General features: G+C 37.3%; 17 protein-coding genes. 6 read left to right on the top strand and 11 right to left on the bottom strand.

The window, feature by feature from the left end; genetic code table 11:
- The first annotated feature begins 59 nt into the window (after nucleotides 1-59).
- Nucleotides 60-2,039 carry a bifunctional 2',3'-cyclic-nucleotide 2'-phosphodiesterase/3'-nucleotidase gene (locus Q5760_RS02665; RefSeq protein WP_428910736.1) on the top strand — a complete coding sequence of 660 codons (1,980 nt, stop codon included), beginning with the start codon at nucleotides 60-62 and terminating at the stop codon, nucleotides 2,037-2,039.
- Nucleotides 2,040-2,387: 348 nt separating this feature from the next.
- Entirely contained in the window at nucleotides 2,388-3,347 is a 960-nt protein-coding gene (corA, locus tag Q5760_RS02660) for a magnesium/cobalt transporter CorA (RefSeq protein ID WP_428910735.1), read from the top strand.
- A gap of 200 nt (nucleotides 3,348-3,547) precedes the next feature.
- Here the strand turns inward: corA and Q5760_RS02655 are convergent, their stop codons facing one another.
- The 4 genes from Q5760_RS02655 to Q5760_RS02640 form a co-directional block, all read right to left on the bottom strand.
- Nucleotides 3,548-4,516 (bottom strand): tRNA dihydrouridine synthase, encoded by a 969-nt coding sequence (locus Q5760_RS02655; protein WP_428912475.1) that lies wholly within the window; start codon nucleotides 4,514-4,516, stop codon nucleotides 3,548-3,550.
- 436 nt (nucleotides 4,517-4,952) lie between these two features.
- Nucleotides 4,953-5,051: a YjcZ family sporulation protein gene (locus Q5760_RS02650; RefSeq protein ID WP_428910734.1), complete on the bottom strand. Its 99-nt coding sequence runs from the start codon at nucleotides 5,049-5,051 to the stop codon at nucleotides 4,953-4,955.
- A 238-nt stretch (nucleotides 5,052-5,289) separates the two neighbouring features.
- Entirely contained in the window at nucleotides 5,290-5,421 is a 132-nt protein-coding gene (locus tag Q5760_RS02645) for a hypothetical protein (protein WP_428910733.1), read from the bottom strand.
- Between the two features lie 199 nt (nucleotides 5,422-5,620).
- Nucleotides 5,621-6,328 carry a nucleotidyltransferase domain-containing protein gene (locus tag Q5760_RS02640; RefSeq protein ID WP_428910732.1) on the bottom strand — a complete coding sequence of 236 codons (708 nt, stop codon included), beginning with the start codon at nucleotides 6,326-6,328 and terminating at the stop codon, nucleotides 5,621-5,623.
- Between the two features lie 514 nt (nucleotides 6,329-6,842).
- On the opposite strand from Q5760_RS02640, the gene bglX reads away from it, so the two are divergent.
- The gene (gene bglX, locus Q5760_RS02635) at nucleotides 6,843-9,017 is read left to right on the top strand and encodes a beta-glucosidase BglX (protein ID WP_428910731.1); all 2,175 of its coding nucleotides are present in this window, start codon (nucleotides 6,843-6,845) and stop codon (nucleotides 9,015-9,017) included.
- 366 nt (nucleotides 9,018-9,383) lie between these two features.
- Here the strand turns inward: bglX and Q5760_RS02630 are convergent, their stop codons facing one another.
- The 5 genes from Q5760_RS02630 to Q5760_RS02610 all read right to left on the bottom strand — a co-directional run bounded on the left by Q5760_RS02630 (nucleotide 9,384) and on the right by Q5760_RS02610 (nucleotide 15,269).
- Nucleotides 9,384-10,865: a GMC oxidoreductase gene (locus tag Q5760_RS02630; RefSeq protein WP_428910730.1), complete on the bottom strand. Its 1,482-nt coding sequence runs from the start codon at nucleotides 10,863-10,865 to the stop codon at nucleotides 9,384-9,386.
- Nucleotides 10,866-11,073: 208 nt separating this feature from the next.
- Nucleotides 11,074-12,492, bottom strand: coding sequence for an MFS transporter (locus Q5760_RS02625; RefSeq protein WP_428910729.1), 1,419 nt, complete (start codon nucleotides 12,490-12,492; stop codon nucleotides 11,074-11,076).
- Nucleotides 12,493-12,930: 438 nt separating this feature from the next.
- Entirely contained in the window at nucleotides 12,931-13,674 is a 744-nt protein-coding gene (locus Q5760_RS02620; protein ID WP_428910728.1) for a GntR family transcriptional regulator, read from the bottom strand.
- Nucleotides 13,675-14,068: 394 nt separating this feature from the next.
- Nucleotides 14,069-14,473: a hypothetical protein gene (locus tag Q5760_RS02615; RefSeq protein WP_428910727.1), complete on the bottom strand. Its 405-nt coding sequence runs from the start codon at nucleotides 14,471-14,473 to the stop codon at nucleotides 14,069-14,071.
- 82 nt (nucleotides 14,474-14,555) lie between these two features.
- Complete coding sequence (locus tag Q5760_RS02610) at nucleotides 14,556-15,269, bottom strand: hypothetical protein (protein WP_428910726.1); 714 nt, start codon at nucleotides 15,267-15,269, stop codon at nucleotides 14,556-14,558.
- 302 nt (nucleotides 15,270-15,571) lie between these two features.
- Between Q5760_RS02610 and treB the strand changes: the two genes are divergently transcribed.
- From treB to gltS, 3 genes are all read left to right on the top strand, one after another.
- A complete protein-coding gene (gene treB, locus Q5760_RS02605) occupies nucleotides 15,572-17,038 on the top strand; it encodes a PTS trehalose transporter subunit IIBC (protein WP_428910725.1) in 1,467 nt (488 codons plus the stop codon).
- Between the two features lie 121 nt (nucleotides 17,039-17,159).
- Nucleotides 17,160-17,873, top strand: coding sequence for a trehalose operon repressor (treR, locus tag Q5760_RS02600; RefSeq protein WP_428910724.1), 714 nt, complete (start codon nucleotides 17,160-17,162; stop codon nucleotides 17,871-17,873).
- 387 nt (nucleotides 17,874-18,260) lie between these two features.
- Nucleotides 18,261-19,472 (top strand): sodium/glutamate symporter, encoded by a 1,212-nt coding sequence (gene gltS, locus Q5760_RS02595; RefSeq protein ID WP_428910723.1) that lies wholly within the window; start codon nucleotides 18,261-18,263, stop codon nucleotides 19,470-19,472.
- A gap of 166 nt (nucleotides 19,473-19,638) precedes the next feature.
- Here gltS and Q5760_RS02590 read toward each other — a convergent pair whose 3' ends face one another.
- Both Q5760_RS02590 and Q5760_RS02585 read right to left on the bottom strand, forming a co-directional pair.
- Nucleotides 19,639-19,809, bottom strand: coding sequence for a hypothetical protein (locus Q5760_RS02590; protein WP_428910722.1), 171 nt, complete (start codon nucleotides 19,807-19,809; stop codon nucleotides 19,639-19,641).
- 57 nt (nucleotides 19,810-19,866) lie between these two features.
- Nucleotides 19,867-20,076, bottom strand: coding sequence for a hypothetical protein (locus Q5760_RS02585; RefSeq protein WP_428910721.1), 210 nt, complete (start codon nucleotides 20,074-20,076; stop codon nucleotides 19,867-19,869).
- Nucleotides 20,077-20,163 lie beyond the last annotated feature (87 nt).

Raw genomic sequence — 20,163 nt, 5'->3', positions numbered from 1 at the left:
GGAATTCTCTTTATAATTGAAATAGTTTGAAATACGTCAATGATAAGGAGTTGTTTCCATTGAAAAAAACGTTCGTTAAAGCTGGTAAGCAAATATCAGCAACAGCTTTGGCATTATCCGTCCTAGCTGCACCCCTTACGTATCAATCTGTGATGGCTGCCAAGCCGGATCAGACAGGAAAACACCAGGTATCCTTAAGGATTCTTGGGACGACAGATATTCACACAAATCTTTATAACTATGATTATTATAAGGATGCCCAAACACAGGAATTTGGCCTTGCCAAAACTGCTACCCTTATCAAGGAAGCGAGAGCGGAGGCAAAAAACACTCTCCTTTTTGACAATGGCGACCTGATTCAAGGGAACCCTCTTGGCGATTATAAAGCCAGAGTGGACAAGCTTGAGGACGGAGAACTTCATCCAGTTTTTCAAGCCATGAAGCAATTAGACTATGATGCTGCCACTCTCGGAAACCATGAGTTTAATTATGGACTAGAATTCCTCGATGAAGTACTCGACGATGCGCCAATGCCTTATGTCAGTGCGAATGTGTATAAGGATGACCACGATAACGACCCATCCAATGATGAACATTTCATCAACCCTTATACCATTTTAAAGAAGAAAGTTGTCGACGACCGTGGAAAAACACAGGTGATTAAAGTCGGTGTAGTCGGCGCAGTCGCCCCGCAAATTACTCAATGGGATAAAGCACATCTTGATGGGAAAGTAACCGCGAAAGATATTGTAAAATCAGTACAAGCACAAATCCCGAAAATGAAAGAAGAAGGTGCCGATTTAATCATTGCCCTAGCCCACTCGGGAATTGGCGATACAGAAGTCAGTGAGATGGAGGAGAATGCTGTCTACGACCTGACAAACGTTGAAGGCATCGATGCCATTATTTCTGGTCATAGCCATTCCACATTTCCTGGAAACGATCGAAATCTCCCAGGAGTAGATACAGAAAGAGGAACGATTAATGGAGTTCCTGTTGTTATGGCTGGGAGCTGGGGAAGCCACCTTGGTGTTATTGATTTAAAAATAGCGAAGGAAAAAGGAAAATGGGTGGTAAAGGATTCCGAGTCAGAATTACGAGCTATTTATGATAAAACAACGAAAACAGACTTGGCTGAGCCTGACAGCGAAGTATTAGAAGCGGTTAAAGAAGCACACGAACAAACCATTGATTATATCCGTGAGCCGGTGGGAACAACGACAGCTGATATTCACAGCTATTTTGCCCGTGTTCAGGATGACCCATCTATCCAGATTGTGACAAACGCTCAAAAGTGGTATGTGGAGAAAAAAGTGAAAGGTACCCCTGATGAAAACTTGCCAATTCTTTCTGCAGGCGCACCATTTAAAGCAGGAGGCGGCAGTAACTATACGTATATTCCAGAAGGAACGATTGCGATTAAAAATGTAGCAGACCTTTATTTATATCCAAACACGGTGGCAACTATTAAAGTGACAGGTGCCGATGTAAAAGAATGGCTTGAAATGTCCGCTGGGCAGTTTAATCAAATTGACCCAAATTCAGATAAAGAGCAACCATTGATTAATAGAAGCTATCCTGCCTTTAACTATGATGTTATAGATGGAGTCACTTATGAAATTGATGTAACAGAGCCAGCTAAGTATGACAGCAATGGTCATCTTGTGAATGCTGAAGCAAATCGTATTAAAAATTTACAATACAACGGCCAGCCCATTGATCTTGAACAGGAATTCCTTGTTGCAACAAACAACTACCGTGCAGGTGGCAATTTCCCTGGAGTCAGAAATCAAACAGCCGTAGAAATGTATCCAGATGAAAATCGCCAGGCGATCATTGATTATATTCAGGAACAAAAAACCATTGATCCGTCAGCAGATGGAAACTGGACCTTCGCCCCTGTTGCAAGCGAGGTAAATGTTGTATTTGACTCTTCTCTAGACGCACAAAATGCAATTTCACCTGAAAGTGGGATTACCTTTATAGGTGAAGCCACAAACGACACTGGCAAATATTCTATGAAATTACCGGTAGAATGAAACATGGGGACGGTTCTTGCCGTTTCATTTTAGCGGGGGTAAAGACCCTATCGGGTTTCGTGTGTTTAGAATAGGTAGATTAAAAACATTTCACCTCCATAAAAGGAGATATTCATCTTTTCTAATAAAGCAAATGAGCAGGCGATTTTTACGCCTGCTCATTTCTATTCTCTAATATAAAGTGATCATACTGGTAACCCTTCATCGGTTGACTTTGTGCCATCAATTAATTGTCATAGATCATTTTAATTAGAAAACACCACTTTGTGAAGAATTACACTTAAAATAACGGGCATAATACTCTAATAACTCTATGGTAAAATTATTAGGCTTTGAGGAGACTCTGATATGATTAGGTTTATTGGTATTACAAATGAAAATAAAGTAGAAACAAATTCCCATATAGATGATGCAAATTTCGCAAAATACAAATGGTTTTGGGTGGATTTTAATGAACCTACTAATGAAGAAATAGAACAATTATCGACTACTTTTCATTTTCATCCTCTTGCAATTGAGGATTGTGTAGAAAGATTACAAAGACCGAAACTAGACTATTATAAAGACTATACGTTTTATGTTACTCATTCAGTGCGTGTAGAAGAAAAAGAAATTACTAAAGAAGAGTTAGACTTTTTTGTCGGTGAAAATTATATTGTGAGTTTCCAGCGAATATCCACTATGGAAATTACTCAGGTTTGGGATCGGTTACTATCTGAAAAAGACATTGAAAAGTGGGACTCCTATTATGTCTTCTATCAAATTTTAGATAAGATTGTCGATAACTATTTCCCCATCATCTATAAAATTGAAGATGAATTAAATAGAATCGTGAACATCATAACACAACGCAATTCAATGTACGACTTAATGAGCGAATTGTTTGATACAAGATATATGTTACTCAATCTACGCCATACAGTTAATCCCATGCGGGACTTACTTTATAGAATGTTAAATTCACATCATTTGAATGAAATTAGGGAGGAAAGAGAATACTTTTCTAATATTTATGATCATCTTTTAAAATTATCCGATATGGTTATGTCCAACCGTGAAGTAACAGCTGATATAAGTGATAGTTATCTCTCCCTGAATTCTCATCAAACAAACAACGTCATGAAAGTCCTTACGATTATAACATCCATTTTTGCTCCGTTAACATTTATAGCTGGTATATATGGAATGAATTTTGAAAATATACCTGAATTAAGTTGGAAATATGGATACTTTCTCTCACTTGGTTTGATGGGGGTAATTGGGGTTTTCATGTACCTTTGGTTTAAAAGGAAAGGATGGTTTAAATAATCCTTGTTAATGGTACGTGGCACACCGTAGGTTTGCGGAATTTCGTCGAAAATTAATAAAAAGTTGTTAGTAAGAAAAAGGAGCCGTTTCCGTTTAGAAACAAGCTCACTTTAGTGCTTTTAAAATTCGTTTCAAATGCACTCTACATAATTAAGTAGTCATCAAAGAATATTGTTGTGGCAGCTTTACAACACATATGATTAATCATTCTCTAACATAAATTGATCAAGCATGGCACGCACTTCATCGGTTGACTTTGTGCTCATCAATTGATTGCGTAGTTCACTTGCGCCTTTAAAGCCTTTGACATAGATCTTAAAAAAGCGCTGAAGTGGTGTGAATCGACGTGGCTCTAATTCTTTTGAATATTGATCATGAAGATCAAGCTGCAATCTTAAGAGATCAAGTAATTCCTCACTACTATGCTCTCTTGGCTCTTTTTCAAAGGCAAATGGATTTTTAAAAATACCACGCCCAATCATAATCCCATCAACACCGTATCGATTAGCAAGCTCCAAGCCTGTTTGGCGGTCAGGAATATCCCCATTAATGGTTAAGAGTGTATCTGGTGCCACCTCATCACGAAGTTTCTTAATCTCCGGAATTAGTTCCCAATGCGCATCGACTTTGCTCATTTCCTCTCTTGTACGGAGATGAATGGAAAGATTCGCGATATCTTGTTTTAAGATGTGTGTTAGCCAATCACGCCATTCTTCTACATCCGTGAAACCAAGCCTTGTCTTCACACTTACAGGCAATCCTCCTGCTTTTGCTGCTTGGATTAAATCGGCTGCAACGTCCGGACGACAAATCAAACCGGCTCCCTTTCCATTCGAGGCCACATTCGGTACAGGACAGCCCATATTGATATCAATCCCTCGAAATCCTCGTTCAGCCATGCCAATACTCATTTTCCGAAAATTCTCAGGTTTATCTCCCCATATATGGGCCACCATCGGTTGTTCATCTTCTGTAAAAGCCAAACGCCCTCGCACGCTTTGCTGCCCCTCGGGGTGACAATAACTCTCAGAGTTTGTAAACTCTGTAAAAAACACATCCGGTCTAGCCGCTTTACTCACGACATGGCGGAAAACAACATCCGTCACATCCTCCATTGGTGCGAGTACAAAAAATGGCTTTGGTAAATCACGCCAAAAATTATCTTGCATATTTACATTCAAATCCTCTCATTATAGGACATACACATACTTGTCCCTACATCTAAAATTGCTAATAATCAAGAAATGATTAGATCATACTTCGAAATCGAAAATGTTTAGTTTAATTAGCCAACTAGTTTCTAACAAAACCAGATGTTCCTATTCTATATCGTTTTGATAAACCGTTTCAAGATATATTAACATTTAGCACCTTTAGGATTAGTTGCCTGTTTTAAAATATTGTGCAACATAGGGGACAAATAAACATTTGTATGGAGAAATATCATAATTAAAATAAAAGGAAAGAAGCTGATTCTCTACATATAGTAGGAAATCAACTTCTTTCCTTTTATTGGGCTTTTTTGAAATCTTGAAGAGTTCCAGGGTTTTCCTTAACTTTTGATAAGGAAAATAGGAGAATATGAGAGTCGTCTCCCTGTTTCTCTTAGTAGCCCATATAAGAAGCACCAACAATAATTAAAAGAATAAACAAAACAACAATTAACGCAAAACCTGATCCAGCTCCGTATCCAGATCCACCCATAATTTAGCACCTCCCCTTTATGAGTTACTAAATTATATGCATAGAGATAAATTGTGAGTGAGACAAGTATCCTTAGGAATGAACAATTTTTAAGGAAAAAATTTTTTTAAATGTATATTACAATAAATCGAAGCTTTAGAGTTTCATGCCTTAATAGCTATTTTATGAAGGGAATATATAAAACACCGCCATTAGTAGAAAACTTCTCAATACTTAGTTCAAAGAAAAGTGCCCACCATTAATAGAAAAATGGACCACGGCGATACCGAAAACCAGGACCACGACGAAAACGATAGCGAGTACCAAAAACGGGACCTCGACGGAAACGGTTACGAGGACCACCACCGAAACCACCTATGAAGAATGGCATAAAAAATCCTCCTTTATTGAATGATATTACAGGCTATGCCACAAAGGTGCTCGGAGACAGGGACATGTATGGAGAAATCTGAAATTTAAGAAAAGTATCTCGTATTTATTCTCCACTAATACCGGGTCTGCCATGAATAAAAGTATTCTATCCATTAAAAAAAGGGAATAACATTATTACTTCATCTGCAATTTTTCATCTATAAAAAGAATCCTTTATAACCAACAAACAATTCTCCACCATAATGATTAAGTGTAGATTGTATGAATGAGATGAGTTCAGTTTTATCATTAGTATTCATGTATGCTTTTGTATATTTAGCTAGCTTATCACACATATCTTCATCATATGATTTAAGGTTTCTAGCCACCCACTTTCCTTCACCGACCCAATTGCCATCTGCCCTTAAAATTAGTTCAGTTATCAAATTTATTAACTTATTTAAAATAAATAAGCTTTCTTCAAAGTCTTCTGAACTTCTAAAGTCTGATAAAAAATCGGTGATTTGATATCTTGCTTTATTAATTTTGTCCTCTTCCCAAAGTTGTGGACCCTGTTCATAAAGTATTTTCGCCTCTCTTTGGAGGTCCTTTCCATTCCCTTGTTTATCTTCTAGTAGAAGACCTTCGGCACACATTTTAAGGATAGTAGGCATCCCTGTATATCTAGCCGTTTGAAATTCAATTTGAAGAGTTAAAGGCGTATAAATAAATGATTCTATTTTCCATCCAAGAAAGTGATAACATTCAAGTCTTGGTGTTTCTTTTTCATCAATTATAATTAAGTCAATATCAGATTCTTTTGTTACATTTCCATAAACAGCACTTCCACCGATCCAGACGATATCTGCTTCAGGATAGTGGGAAACGATAAACTGTTGAGCTATTCGTTTGATCGATTCTCTCATAGGAAACACCCCCCACATCAGGATATTCATGCAAATAATTAGTGTTCCAGAACGTAGGAGCTATCTGTAAAATAATCCCTGACCATTTTTGCTATAGTTTTTTGCGTACCCTCGACTTTTCTTGGTCATCCCCTTTACCGCGGACTTCACCGTGAATCTTTTTCACTTTATGGTCGTGTACGAAAGACCGTATCCGAATGAGAAGATAGACTTCACGTTATTGATCTCGTACCAGCGGTATCCCATTTAAGGGTCTCTATGTGGGCAATTAGCTGGTCGGAACCGTCACCGTACGGACTAGGGTCTACTAACTTGCCCGTGTCTTGACTGGTTCCCTACCTAGGCTGTTATCTAATGGTTTCACCCCAATGACCGAACCGTTATGTTACTATGGCAGTCTTTTTTATTGAAACAGATAATTAAAACAAGATCATGAAGATCAAACCATGAATATACTTATAAGAACAACTTTGGATAAAATTTCAAATAGAATAGGGAGTACTGAAAGGAGGAAATGAAGATAAACGAAGAACAGCTTAACCATTTGCTTAACCAGATGACATTGGATGAAAAAATCGCTCAATGTATTCAATTGGCACCTAACTTTTATGAAGGATCCAAGGAAAAAGGAGATGTTACGGGTCCGATGGCGAAATTAGGGATCAGTGAAGAACTGGTACAAAACAGCGGTTCTTTGATTGGGGCTACAGGAGCAAAAGAAATGATAAGGATTCAAGAAACCTATCTAAAGAACAATCGCCTAAAAATTCCATTACTCTTTATGGCAGATATTGTTCATGGATGTAAAACGATTTTTCCAATTCCTTTGGCCATTGGATGTTCATGGGATTTGGAACTTGCTGAAAAGAGTGCTGAGATTGCTGCTTTGGAAGCATCAGTTTCTGGGATCCATGTGACGTTCGCTCCGATGGTCGATTTAGTCCGGGATCCACGCTGGGGGAGGGTGATGGAATCAACGGGTGAAGATCCATACTTAAATAGCAAGTTTGCAAAAGCTTTTGTTCGTGGTTTCCAAGGATCAGATTTAGAGGAAGACCCGTACCGAGTAGCAGCCTGCGTCAAGCACTTTGCTGGATATGGGGCTGTTGAAGGTGGACGTGAATATAATACGGTTGATATGTCAGAAAGACAGCTTCGGGAATATTATTTACCTGCTTATAAAGCTGCGATTGATGAAGGAGCCCAAATGCTCATGTCTTCGTTTAACACGGTAAACGGCATTCCTGCTACTGGAAATAGGAAACTTTTACGCGATTTACTTAGGGATGAATGGGGCTTTGAAGGTGTCGTTATTTCTGATTGGGGATCTGTAATGGAACTAATTCCCCACGGAGTTGCAGCGGACGAGGCTGACGCTGCCTATAAAGCGATTAGTGCTGGTATTGATATAGAGATGATGTCCTCAGCATATGTGAAAAATCTTTCGTCGTTAGTAGAAAATAAAATGGTTGATGAGGCTTTAATCGATGAAGCTGTCCTTCGAATTTTAAGACTAAAATCAAAATTGGGTTTGTTTGAACATCCTTATCGTGGTGCAGATGAAGAGTTAGAGAAAAGAATCATGATGAGTGAGTATTACCGCCACGTTTCCCACGAACTTGCGGTTAAATCGATCGTTCTTTTACAAAACAAAAATGGGATCCTTCCACTTCAAAAAGGGAAAAAGATTGCGATTATTGGTCCGTTTGCGAAGAGCCACGATCTATTAGGACCTTGGTCTTGGCTGGGTTCAAAAGAGGATGCCATATCCTTATATGATGGATTAAAAGAAAAAGCAGGGGCCCATTCCCTCCTGTATGCAGAAGGCTGTGGAATAGATACAGGAACAGAAGAGCAACTAAAGGATGCCATAAAAATCACCAATAAGGCAGATATTATTTTACTTGCACTTGGAGAAAGCTCTGAGATGAGTGGTGAGGCCGCAAGCAGAGCGGATATCCGTTTACCACAGGTCCAAATGGATTTAATGAAATTGTTAAAGAGAGCAGATAAGCCAATGATAGCTGTTCTTTTTAATGGTCGCCCGCTTGACCTTCGTGATGTAGTGGAGGTGACCAATGCCATACTTGAAGCCTGGTTTCCAGGAACGGAGGGTGGTGCAGCGATAGCTGATCTCCTGTTCGGTGATAAGAATCCATCTGCTAAATTAAGCATGTCCTTTCCCTATTCCGTTGGACAGATCCCTGTTTATTATAATCACTTTCGTACAGGCCGCCCCCAAAACGCGCTACCTAAAGTGGAGAAGTATGTTTCTAAGTACTTGGATATCCCAAATGATCCTTTATTTCCATTTGGATTTGGCTTGAGCTATACGACTTTTTCCTATGGAAATGCAAGGCTATCGGATCAAACAATGAATGTCGGAACTTCTTTAACCATTTCTGTTGATGTAACCAATGACGGGGAGGTACCGGGAGAGGAAATTGTTCAACTTTATATTCAAGATGTAGTAGGGGAAGTGGTTCGACCAGTTAAAGAATTGAAGGACTTCAAAAAGGTGCTGCTGTACCCTGGTGAAACAAAATCTATTTCGTTCACCATTACAGAGGAGAAGTTACGCTATCATCATTCCGATCTCCAATATAAAAGTGATCATGGTGCATTTATCGCATACATCGGTCCGAACAGCCGTGATGTTCAAGCATTATCTTTTCAATTAATACAATAGCCATTAGGAAGGGGACTATGTGAGATTTTGCCAGTCCTCGACAGAATTACTAATTAGGTTTGCACAATATGCTACTCTCCGCTAGCCATTCAGCTATAAAAACCTCTTGATTAACGAAATCTCAATACAAAACGCCTAACTTCTCAATGTAGTGCTAGGAAATTAGGCTTTTTGTAATTTCCGTTAAAACGATCTGTGCTACACACTCTACATATGTGAGGTATTGACGATATATATATTTATTATTGAGAGGCTGTTTGTTCATGTTTTTAAAATTGGACAAACCTTCTCCGAATAGATTATTTCTAAATCTGACAGCTCCCCAAGTTCATATGTTTATCACGTCTTGAAACATTTTCTTCCTTTCTACCTCGACTGACGCACAATATGATCCGTTACTCGAATGGCTAATGCCGTGTTAGAAAGTACTGGACCCGATGCGGTTAAGCTTGGAAGTGCGCTATTATCTGCAACATATAGACCACGAACTCCATGTATCTGTCCATCCCGATTTAATACTGAAGTATTGGGATTTGAACCCATTCTACATGTGCACGCCTCATGCATATCTGCCCCTGGGGGACGCAAGACCATACTCTCTTCAACTAGAGTGACTCCCATCGCTTTCGCAGAATCTCTAATCCCCTGTTCTACTTTTTGAGCCGTTTGGCGGTCTTTTTCACTTAACGAGTATTGAACCTGTTGTAATGGTACTCCGTATTCATCCAACCTAGAATCAAGATATACGCGATTTTCTGGTCTGGACTCTACTCTTCCAAACGCTGCATAAACAACCATCAACTGATTTTTCAACACCTTATCTTCAAATTGCTGATAGGACCAATATTGATCTGGACCAAGAATCTGGATTTGATAAGGGTCTTCTTCTGTTTCAAATTTTAAAATCGATAAATTTCCAAGTCGATCTGAAAACTGCTCTCTACCGATTGTTCCAATTCCAATCATGGATACGTGCCCTGTTAAATAACGACCAATCGCAGGCCCCTGTATATTAGAATTCAATAAGATTCGTGGTGTTTCTAAAGTACTAGCTGATATGACAACATTTTTTGCCCGTATCGTATAATTTGATTTCGTCTTCGTATCAATGACTTGAACACCAGATACTCTATTTCCTTGTGCCGTATTCACTTTATGAACAAAGGCATCTACAGCGAGATCATACGGCCTGTCTAACTGTCCCCTAGCCAGTGAATTAACCGAACTATACCATGCATTTGAATGGACCTCTCCTTGTCTTGAAGGTGTTAAATCAATGGCAAGTGGCATATTTTGGGCTTCCAAAATACCCGCTGCATGAAGCCTATTTAACATCCGCTCCTGCATGGATGACCCTTTTGCCCAATCCGTTGTGACATGTAATAACTCCTCAGCCATTCGATAATACACATCTAATTCTCTTCGATTAATGGGCCAGTTTCTCAGTTCTGTTTCAATCGGTCTCGGTGTTGCCGCATTCCAAAACAACGACCTTCCACCAAGAGCATAAACCATCGTAGCTCCAGAAAATTGAGGTAAGCGCTGACCGACAGGTGTAGTATTATTAGCAAGAAGTACATCACGTGAAGTATTTACATTTTGTGTAGGTATATTTTGTGCATGGGAATGAAATAATTTATCTCCTTTTTCAAGAATAGCAATCTTTTTTGCTCCTTGATGTTTCCACATTTCACAAAGTCTCTGTAAAACAGCACCCCCACCAGGTCCACTTCCCACAATAACCACATCGTATTCTGTATTGGTTAACTCAGAAATTGGTTTCGTATTAATCCAATTATTCTTATATCGTATAACCACACGGACACCCGCCTTTTCATCATTTATCAAGTCAATTCAATTTATGTTAAAAGGCTTCTCCATTATGTCAGAAGGGCAAAGAAAATAAAGGTTATTCATAATTCTTATATTTAAGTAGCAAAACTAAAAAAACTACACCTCCAATTGTTAGATTGTGTCCAACAATTGAGGTGCAGTTCACATCAATCACTTTTTTTACTGTATACTCATCGATCCGATCTCTTGAGCAAATACCAAGTTAACGAGTTGCTTCTCTTCTTTCAATTAGGCTTTGAGCAAGATCAGATACTCGTTTTTTATTAAGCGGATAAATAAAGACTAGAATTAAGAAAACAACTAGGAATGTCACCGCTGGAACTAATGTAGCTAATGTATAAATTCCATCCAGTACTTCCGGCGACTGCGTACTACTTCCAGAGTTATAACCGATTGCTGCAATAGCAAAACCACCGACACCACCTGCAATCGCTTGTCCTACTTTACGAGCAAAGGAATAAACTGCATATACGGTTGCATCTTCACGTACACCTGTCAAGTACTCATGATAGTCAATAACATCTGTTACGAACGCCCAAATGACTAAGTTGAAGAAGGCAAAGCCGAACATTCCAACGGTAAGCAATACTAGGTATGCTGTCATTGAAAGGTTTGGTATGAAATAAAGGACAAAATAGAATGCAGATGCAAGGATCATTCCAATGGAAGCGGTTTCCTTTTTGCCGAACTTTGCCACAAGAATCTTCAAAACCGGAATTGCTGCAAATACAGTCCCTGTTTGAATAAGTCCAACAATACTTAAAGCTGCCGCATTAGAAAAGTAATCCTTGAACAAATAGACATTAACTGCACCGATTAGCATCGTATTAATCATAAATAACAGTGATGCTATTAAAATAGTAATTAATGGTTTATTTTTTAATAAGGCCTTAAAGGTCTTTCCAATACTTCCTTTTTCCTCATTTGTCTTTTCTGGAAGCACAATCCGTTCTGTTGTTAAACGTACACATCCCATATAACTAGCAAGAGCAAGGAGACCGAATACAACGGCTACCATGAACATACGGTCAGCTTCCATTTTATTATCTACAAACACAACTAACGGTCCAAGTACATTGATGATTAAACTAGCTAACATCGCACCCATCGTTCTCCAAGTCGATAAAGCCGTTCTATCATTAGAATCTCCTGAAATAACAGCAGCCATAGATCCATAAGGGATATTTACTGTTGTATACATCAATCCCCATAAAATATACGTAACATAAGCATAGGCTAAATAAAATCCGTCAGACATACCTGGAATAGGAACAAACAATAACGTACTGGTAATCACAAGTGGAATTGACATTCTGAAAATCCAAGGTCGAAACTTACCAAGTTTTGTTGTTTTTCTAGAATCAATAAATCGACCCCATAGAACATCTGTAAAGGCATCAAATAGACGAGCAACTAAGAAAAGCGTACCTACTTGTGCTGCACTAATCCCTAAAACATCTGTATAAAACACCATTAAAAATGCCATGATCAGCATAAAAGAGAAATCGTTTCCAAAATCACCGAGTAAATAACCTACTTTATCTCGTATACCGAATGGTCGTATAGCCTTCCCACCAGGTCCATTTTCCGTTGATATTGGTTTAGGTTGTACGATACCCATTGTTGTTTCCTCCTAAATATGAAAGTATGATTGCAAATACAATAAAGCGCTTACATTTATATCAAATGAATAGGAGACTCTTTTACTTTTTATAAACCTATCTATTATAATACCTTTAACCTTTGTTTGGCTCACTACCCCTTTGACATACTAGTATACTAACACACTTGTATGCCCTTAACAATACTTTTTTGAAAACGTTATCAAATATTTTTTTTAACAAGAAAAGAACACTATATACGAGTAGGTTTGAATAGATTGCTCATATCAGAAACGTCTGTTGGAACCTCACTTTTACATGTCACGATCAATCATGGGACGTTACACTCTATTAAAAAATAAAACCCACTCTTACTTCTTCCCTCTACATGATCGGTTAATGGTAAAACTCCAAGATTATATAACACTACTATTGTATCTGCACACAATGCTACCATATTATTGACTAAAAAATTCTACTCTCCTATTTAATGGAATGCGCCCTTGATCTGAAAGGTCAAAGTATTGCGCGAAAGGACTGTCTCTTTGAAATAACTTTTCCCAGTGCTTAATCGGCTCAATAATATGTTCCCTTATAATACCATCAACACTGTCCATTTCTCTTTTTTCAATAATATCGATAATACGCTTATGTTGCATAACTGCTGCTTCGAAGCCATGATCCATTTCAGAAAATAGGCGAATCCGATTATAATGTGTACTTATGCGGGTAATCGCATTCCATATATTCTCCTTTTTCATCGCATGAAACATCAAATAGTGAAAATTCAAATCTAATTTGTGGAAGTCACGCTCCCTGCCTGTTTGACCGAGTAATTCTTCCTGAAGAAAAACATTTCGTTTTAAATCAAAAATTAGTTGTTTGGGAAAGGATTCACAAGCTAACTTTAAAATTTTTCTTTCTAATGTAAAGCGCATAAAAGCTGCTTCTTCTATTAATTGCATATTAATTTTTGATACATAACTCCCCACTTGAGGTAGTACTTCAACCAAATGGTCTTCTTTCAAATTCGTCATCACTTCCCTAATTGGCGTACGAGAGATTTGGAGTGCTTCAGCCAATTCAATTTCACTAAAGTGTTGACCTGGTTTTAATTCCAGTCCCATAATGGCTTCTTTAATCACTCTATACGAGTATTCTTTATTATTTTCACCAGGTAATCTTGCAGTTATTGTAAACATATACACAAATCTCCTAGAAATATTCTTAATGAAAGCGTTTTCCTATTCTCTAGTATAGCATGGAATTTTCGAGTATACAAGTATACTAGATTTTGGAATTTCTTTAAGAAGTGCCTGGCAACATGTTTAAACTGTGCCACAAAAAAACTCCACCTTTTTAGGTAGAGCTTCAATCTCAATGCAGGTTTTATCAAGGCGGGCATGATCCGCTTGGTATTCGTAGTAGTCTAATTAACCCAGATCATAAAATAGTCCGGCAAGTACACTATCTTTTTTAATTTTTTCATTACAATACATTTTCCTATATATTTTTACATTCTTATAACTCCATTACAGTTAAGTACATGTTTTTACAATCTTACGTTAAAAATTCATTAAATATAGTATAATAGACTTATGATTTTTCAGAGTCTATTATTTCATCAATAACGGCATATAAGCTTTGGTAGAAATTTCTTAGATTTCTCTCAGTGTAAGCAAATATAAAAGTATCTGTTGTTGCCACTACATAATGATCATCTAATCGTTCATTACTAACTCTATAAACGGCATTTTCCATATCAGATTTATCTACTATATAAACATAAATATGGTCATTTTCTACCTTGTAAAGCTTTTGTTCTTTCGCAATATCCAAAATATAACTATCTTCAACTAACTTAGAAGTATACGAAATATCATTTTTCATAAACAATTTTTCTACATCCTCTAAGGTTTCATATTCATCATCTTGAAAAAAACTTACAAGGATTATAAAGAAAGTAAATAAAATTATAATAACAATAAAATTTTTCTTCAAATTATTTAGACCTCTCACTTCAAGTATATTCCTTCACAAATTTGCATCCTTATTAAAAATGCTAAAGATCGTTTCAAGTGTACTACTCTGAATCGTTATCAATGTAAACAAATTTAGTTGTACCTATGTCTGTACTAAAATTCGAAGGACGGTCACTTCCGATTACTTGTAAGTTAAAGCCTGATGACAATGTTTTAGACCCTTCATTACTGATCTTTTGTATATTTGTATTCTCCAAAACATAATAATCGCCTTCTAATTCTCTAAATTCATTCCAACCAGATGAAACGATTAAACTGTATTCGAATCCTTTATGCTCAAAAAAATCTTTTTGATTTAACGCATCGAGTGCTGTAAAAAAGCTATCTGCATACACTAACTTATCATATTGCAGCCATTCATTTACTTTATTTTTGCTAATGTTTATTTTATTCTCTTCCTTTAATTCACAAGCATAACAGTTACTATAATGATAAATGGTAAATTCCTCATTGTCTTTATCCACTAAATCAAATTTAATAGAGTATATATTGTTTTTTTCATCAAGAATTAATTGGAAATTTTCTATTTTTGAATTTTCTTTAGAGATGTTTAATTCATTTCTAAATAATGTCCAACTGTCCTTGATGTTTACGGTATTAAAGTCAGTTTGTTGAAATAAAGGTACTTCTTTTACATCATTCTTACTTAAATAATAGATGGCACCGAGAATGACTACTATTAGCGAACTACTAATAACCCACTTCTTTATATTCAAACGATCTCCCCCTTTTTTTAGTTTACCATGATATCCCAACTTTCCTTCACCTTTAATTGAATATCCTCAACAAAAAAGTACACTTATCCTTTTTAGATCTATGCACCCATACGTGCAAAAACTTCGAAAATCATCAATGAATTCATTAGCTCAATTTAGATCCATCTCAAGATACGTTTTTGTTTTTTATGAAAGCGCTAAATAATTTCTCTTGACTAATTTGTATATACAAGTTAATATGAAAGCGTAACCAAAGGTTGTATATACAAGTTGTTACAAAAAAATTATAAATGTTAAATGACTAAGCGTTAGCTTATTTATAAGGGTTAGGAGGAGAAAAAATGAGTAAATATCAAAAACCCGCGAATGAACTTTTAGAACACATTGGTGGAAGCGATAACATTTCCGTTGTGACCCACTGTTCTACAAGAATGAGATTTGTACTAAATGATTCAAAAAAAGCAAATGTAGATCAAATAGAAAAGATCGACTTAGTAAAAGGGACTTTTACACAAGCTGGACAGTTTCAGGTTATTATCGGTAACGAAGTATCATCCTTTTACAATGAATTTATTCAACTTGCTGGTGTAAGTGACACCTCAAAAGATGAAGCAAAAGTAGCAGCTAAACAAAATATGAATTGGCTTCAAAAGGCCATCTCTCATTTAGCCGATATTTTTACCCCATTAATTCCGGCACTTGTGGTTGGGGGATTAATTCTCGGATTTAGAAATGTGATTGGGGATATCAAATTATTAGAAGATGGGACGAAAACGATTATTGAAACCTCCCAGTTTTGGACCGGTGTTCATTCCTTCCTATGGTTGATTGGTGAAGCAATCTTTCACTTCTTGCCTGTTGGAATTACCTGGGCAGTAGCAAGAAAAATGGGGGCTTCGCAAATCTTAGGGATTGTCCTTGGGATTACACTTGTATCTCCGCAGTTATTAAACGCTTATGGGGTGGCTACAGCGACAGAAATTCCTTATTGGGATTTTGGCTTTGCCCAAATTGACATGATTGGTTACCAGGCACAAGTCATTCCAGCGATCTTAGCAGGTCTGGTTTTCTCTTGGCTAGAACTTAAATTACGTAAAGTCGTTCCAAATTCAATTTCGATGATTGTCGTTCCATTTTTATCATTAGTACCAACTGTTTTACTTGCACACATCGTGTTAGGTCCTGTAGGGTGGGCAATTGGTTCTTGGGTATCTGATGTTGTTTATTCAGGCTTAACTTCAGGAATTGGCTGGTTATTTGCGGCAGTATTTGGTTTTGTCTACGCACCTCTTGTCATTACAGGTTTACACCATATGACTAATGCAATTGATTTACAGCTTATGACTAATGCAATTGATTTACAGCTTATGAGTGAGCTTCAGGGAACACCACTTTGGCCAATGATTGCTCTATCTAATATTGCCCAAGGTTCAGCTGTTCTGGCAATGATTTATATTAATCGCAAGAATGAAGCAGAAAAACAAGTTTCCATTCCAGCGGCGATTTCCTGTTACTTAGGAGTAACAGAACCAGCGATGTTTGGAATTAACCTAAAATATCGCTATCCATTTTTAGCAGCAATGACAGGTTCTTTAATTGCAGCAGTTATTTCGGTAGGAAGCGGCGTCATGGCGAACTCCATTGGGGTAGGTGGATTACCTGGAATTCTTTCCATCCAACCACAATTTATGCTTACATTTGCCATTGCGATGTTAGTAGCCATCATCGTTCCGTTTGTGTTAACCATTGTTTTTGCCAAAACAAATACAGGCAACATTTCGTTAAAATCATTTAAAAAAGCATCTTAAAATAGGTTGATCAAAGTGAGAGGGACATAGAGGTGTTCCTCTTTCCTTATCTCTATAATCCATACCTTAAAGTTGTTACCTCTAATTCAAGATTATAGGTATAATGGAAGCGGTGATCATTATGAGAAAAAATAAATTTGTAAAAATAAAAGAGGATCTTGCAGAAAAAATTAGAAATCAGCATTTTCAAGAAGGAGATCTATTGCCATCGGAAAATGAATTAGTCGATCTGTATTCAGCATCAAGGGAAACGATTCGAAAAGCATTGAACATGCTATCTGAAGATGGATATATTCATAAAGTACAAGGAAAAGGATCCATTGTCCTTGATGTATCAAGGTTTGATTTTCCTATTTCCGGATTAGTAAGCTTTAAAGAGTTAGCCCCCAAAATGGGCAACCGTGCAAAGACACATGTAGTTGAGTTTGAAAAAGAAATGGCTTCTTCTGATGTAATGAATAAGTTAAAGATGGACGATGAAGAAAGCATATGGCATGTGTACCGGGTTCGGGAGATTGACGGAGCAAGAATTATCCTCGATAAAGATTTTATTATTGAAAAATATGCGCCATCATTGACGAAAGAAATTTGTCAAGATTCGATTTATCAATATATCGAGGAGGTAGTGGGTCTTACGATTTCATTTGCGAAAAAGGAAATTACCATAGAAGTACCCACTGAAGAAGATCAACGCTATCTAGACTTGGACGGCTTCCACAGTGTCGTAGTTGTCAAAAACTATGTCTTCCTAGACGATGCCACTCAGTTCCAATATACAGAATCACGCCACCGCCCAGATAAATTTCGTTTTGTCGACTTTGCACGAAGGAAATAACATTTTAAACAGAAGCACAACCTCACTCACATAAAACAAGGTATAGAAATTTCTATACCTTGTTTTATGCATGATAAAAAAACGCCGCTGTGATAACTCTCTTACCCTATCAAATTTGCCCGTCGAATTTAAAAAACATAGACTTCCGCCGGAGATTTCACGTACCTCTACAAAAAAGGTTGTAATATTTGCAATTCTATTAGGATACTTGCCAAAAACACCATTATTAGTTCATAATTAAAAGTATTGCTTGTTGAATCTTGTCGATTCTTGTAACGAGTAACCTTAACTTACTAGATTTTAAGAATGCTAATTTTTTTCAGATTTATTAAAGAATAATGGTTGATCAACTTAAAAATAACAACACAAATGTATTGGAGGAAATTTATGTTTGAATTACAACTAGATATGTATCACACTGTGGGCTTAGCTGCTGTTGTTTTTTGGTTAGGTAATTTTTTAATTAAGAAAAGTGCCTTGTTAAGGAAATATTATATTCCTGCACCATTGGTGGGTGGACTCATATTTGCAATAATTAACACAATCCTTACAGCAAGTGGGACGATGACTATTTCACTAGACAAAACATTACAATCAATATTGATGACTGTTTTTTTCACGACGGTTGGTTTCTCTGCTAGTATCCCCCTAATTAAACGGGGCGGAAAACTAATTACACTCATTTTGTTTGTCTCAGTTGTTGTACTGACTATTCAAAATCTAATTGGGACAAGTATTGCTTCTCTATTTGGCATTGATCCGAGACTCGGTGTCGGGGTTGGCTCAATCGCACTAATGGGAGGACCAGGTACAGCCGCAGCATTTGGTGCGACGATGGAAAGCCCCATTTATGGTGTTGAGAGCGCGACTGCCGTCAGTCTAGCTGCCGCAACCTTTGGACTCGTGGCCGGTAGCTTGTTAGGTGGACCAACAATGCGTAAACGGATAAGCCAGCTCGAACAAAAGAATCAAATTGCCATGGATGAAGTCGCCGCTACGAAAGAAGAGGGGGCTAGTACGATAGAAGAAGAGAAGTTCGAAACGAATAGTACACGTTTCATTAATGCGGGGATGTTACTAGCGCTTGCTTTAGGGACAGGCGTCATCGTGTCCGAACTTTTAGCATCTACTGGGATTACATTCCCTGGCTACATGGGAGCCTTAGTGATGGGGGCTGTGATACGAAACATTGTCGAAGCAACTAGCCGCCAATATCCAGATTATGAATTAAACACGATTGGAGAAGTATCTCTTTCCTTATTCCTTGCCATGGCCATGATGGGACTAGAACTTTGGGTGTTAGCCGATTTAGCGATTCCAATCGTTGTGATTCTCATTGCTCAAGTTTTATTTATGTTTGTGTTTAGTTATTTTATTTTATTTAATGTATTAGGTAAAAATTATGATGCAGCCGTTCAGACTACAGGTTTCATTGGCTATGCAATGGGATCGACGTCTAACGCGATGGCAAATATGCAGACGATCACAAGAAAATACGGTCCTTCTCGAGCTGCGTATATCGCGATCCCAATCGGTGGGACATTTTCAGATTTCTTTAACGCCATCATCATTACAGCATTTTTAAACTTTTTTACTTGAGTAATATCGAATAAGTTTCAATCGGAATTGAACACAGACCTAGAATTTGTACATTTTTCACCAGATTTGCTTAGCATTCAAAGACTTCAATCAATACGGTGAATTCTTTGTTCGCTTTACCTGAAAAAAAGTAACTCATGCATTAAATCTAGGTAGAAAAACAGGATCAGCGTATAATGACACTCGCCTTATTTGCCATTATACGCTGACCTTTGGTTTTCTCAGCAAAAACTTCGCTTTCAACTTCTTTTTTATAGTCCTCTTTAAATCTAGAACTTCTCTCCTCAAGCTTTGTCACTTCTGCAATGATTTCAATTGATAATCCCTTTTTAAGCATTTCTAGAGCTATCTCCCGAACGAGACAACTCCAAAAGGTTCAAAATCTAGGAAGGAACTACGGAAGCATAGACAATTTCTTAGAATAACGCTCCTCATTAAACGGTACTTGCCTTTTTAAGATATGGTGCATCTCTTCTAATAGTACTCTACCGATTAATTCTTTTGACTCTTCTTCCGAAAAGCCTGTATTAACCAAGCGTTCCAAGGTTTCCTTCGTACATGTCGGGTTATTTATTTTTATTTGATTATCTACAATTTCTATCATTTTTGATTTTATTTTATTCTCTTCCACTTTCCTTGTCCTCTCTTATTTTATTTTAAAATAAGTTTTTCCAACACTTCCGTAGCTTGA

Source organism: Niallia sp. Kr1, from assembly GCF_050389805.1.
Lineage (GTDB): Bacteria > Bacillota > Bacilli > Bacillales > Cytobacillaceae > Bacillus_BD.
This window is presented reverse-complemented; position numbering and strand designations above follow the sequence as displayed.

What these genes read in the sequence shown, in the direction of transcription:
- corA (WP_428910735.1), top strand. Translation starts at nt 2,388, where the DNA reads ATGATTAGGTTTATTGGTATTACAAATGAAAATAAAGTAGAAACAAAT.
- Q5760_RS02655 (WP_428912475.1), bottom strand. Translation starts at nt 4,516, where the DNA reads ATGCAAGATAATTTTTGGCGTGATTTACCAAAGCCATTTTTTGTACTC.
- Q5760_RS02650 (WP_428910734.1), bottom strand. Translation starts at nt 5,051, where the DNA reads ATGGGTGGATCTGGATACGGAGCTGGATCAGGTTTTGCGTTAATTGTT.
- Q5760_RS02645 (WP_428910733.1), bottom strand. Translation starts at nt 5,421, where the DNA reads ATGCCATTCTTCATAGGTGGTTTCGGTGGTGGTCCTCGTAACCGTTTC.
- Q5760_RS02640 (WP_428910732.1), bottom strand. Translation starts at nt 6,328, where the DNA reads ATGAGAGAATCGATCAAACGAATAGCTCAACAGTTTATCGTTTCCCAC.
- bglX (WP_428910731.1), top strand. Translation starts at nt 6,843, where the DNA reads ATGAAGATAAACGAAGAACAGCTTAACCATTTGCTTAACCAGATGACA.
- Q5760_RS02625 (WP_428910729.1), bottom strand. Translation starts at nt 12,492, where the DNA reads ATGGGTATCGTACAACCTAAACCAATATCAACGGAAAATGGACCTGGT.
- Q5760_RS02620 (WP_428910728.1), bottom strand. Translation starts at nt 13,674, where the DNA reads ATGTTTACAATAACTGCAAGATTACCTGGTGAAAATAATAAAGAATAC.
- treB (WP_428910725.1), top strand. Translation starts at nt 15,572, where the DNA reads ATGAGTAAATATCAAAAACCCGCGAATGAACTTTTAGAACACATTGGT.
- treR (WP_428910724.1), top strand. Translation starts at nt 17,160, where the DNA reads ATGAGAAAAAATAAATTTGTAAAAATAAAAGAGGATCTTGCAGAAAAA.
- gltS (WP_428910723.1), top strand. Translation starts at nt 18,261, where the DNA reads ATGTTTGAATTACAACTAGATATGTATCACACTGTGGGCTTAGCTGCT.
- Q5760_RS02590 (WP_428910722.1), bottom strand. Translation starts at nt 19,809, where the DNA reads ATGCTTAAAAAGGGATTATCAATTGAAATCATTGCAGAAGTGACAAAG.
- Q5760_RS02585 (WP_428910721.1), bottom strand. Translation starts at nt 20,076, where the DNA reads ATGATAGAAATTGTAGATAATCAAATAAAAATAAATAACCCGACATGT.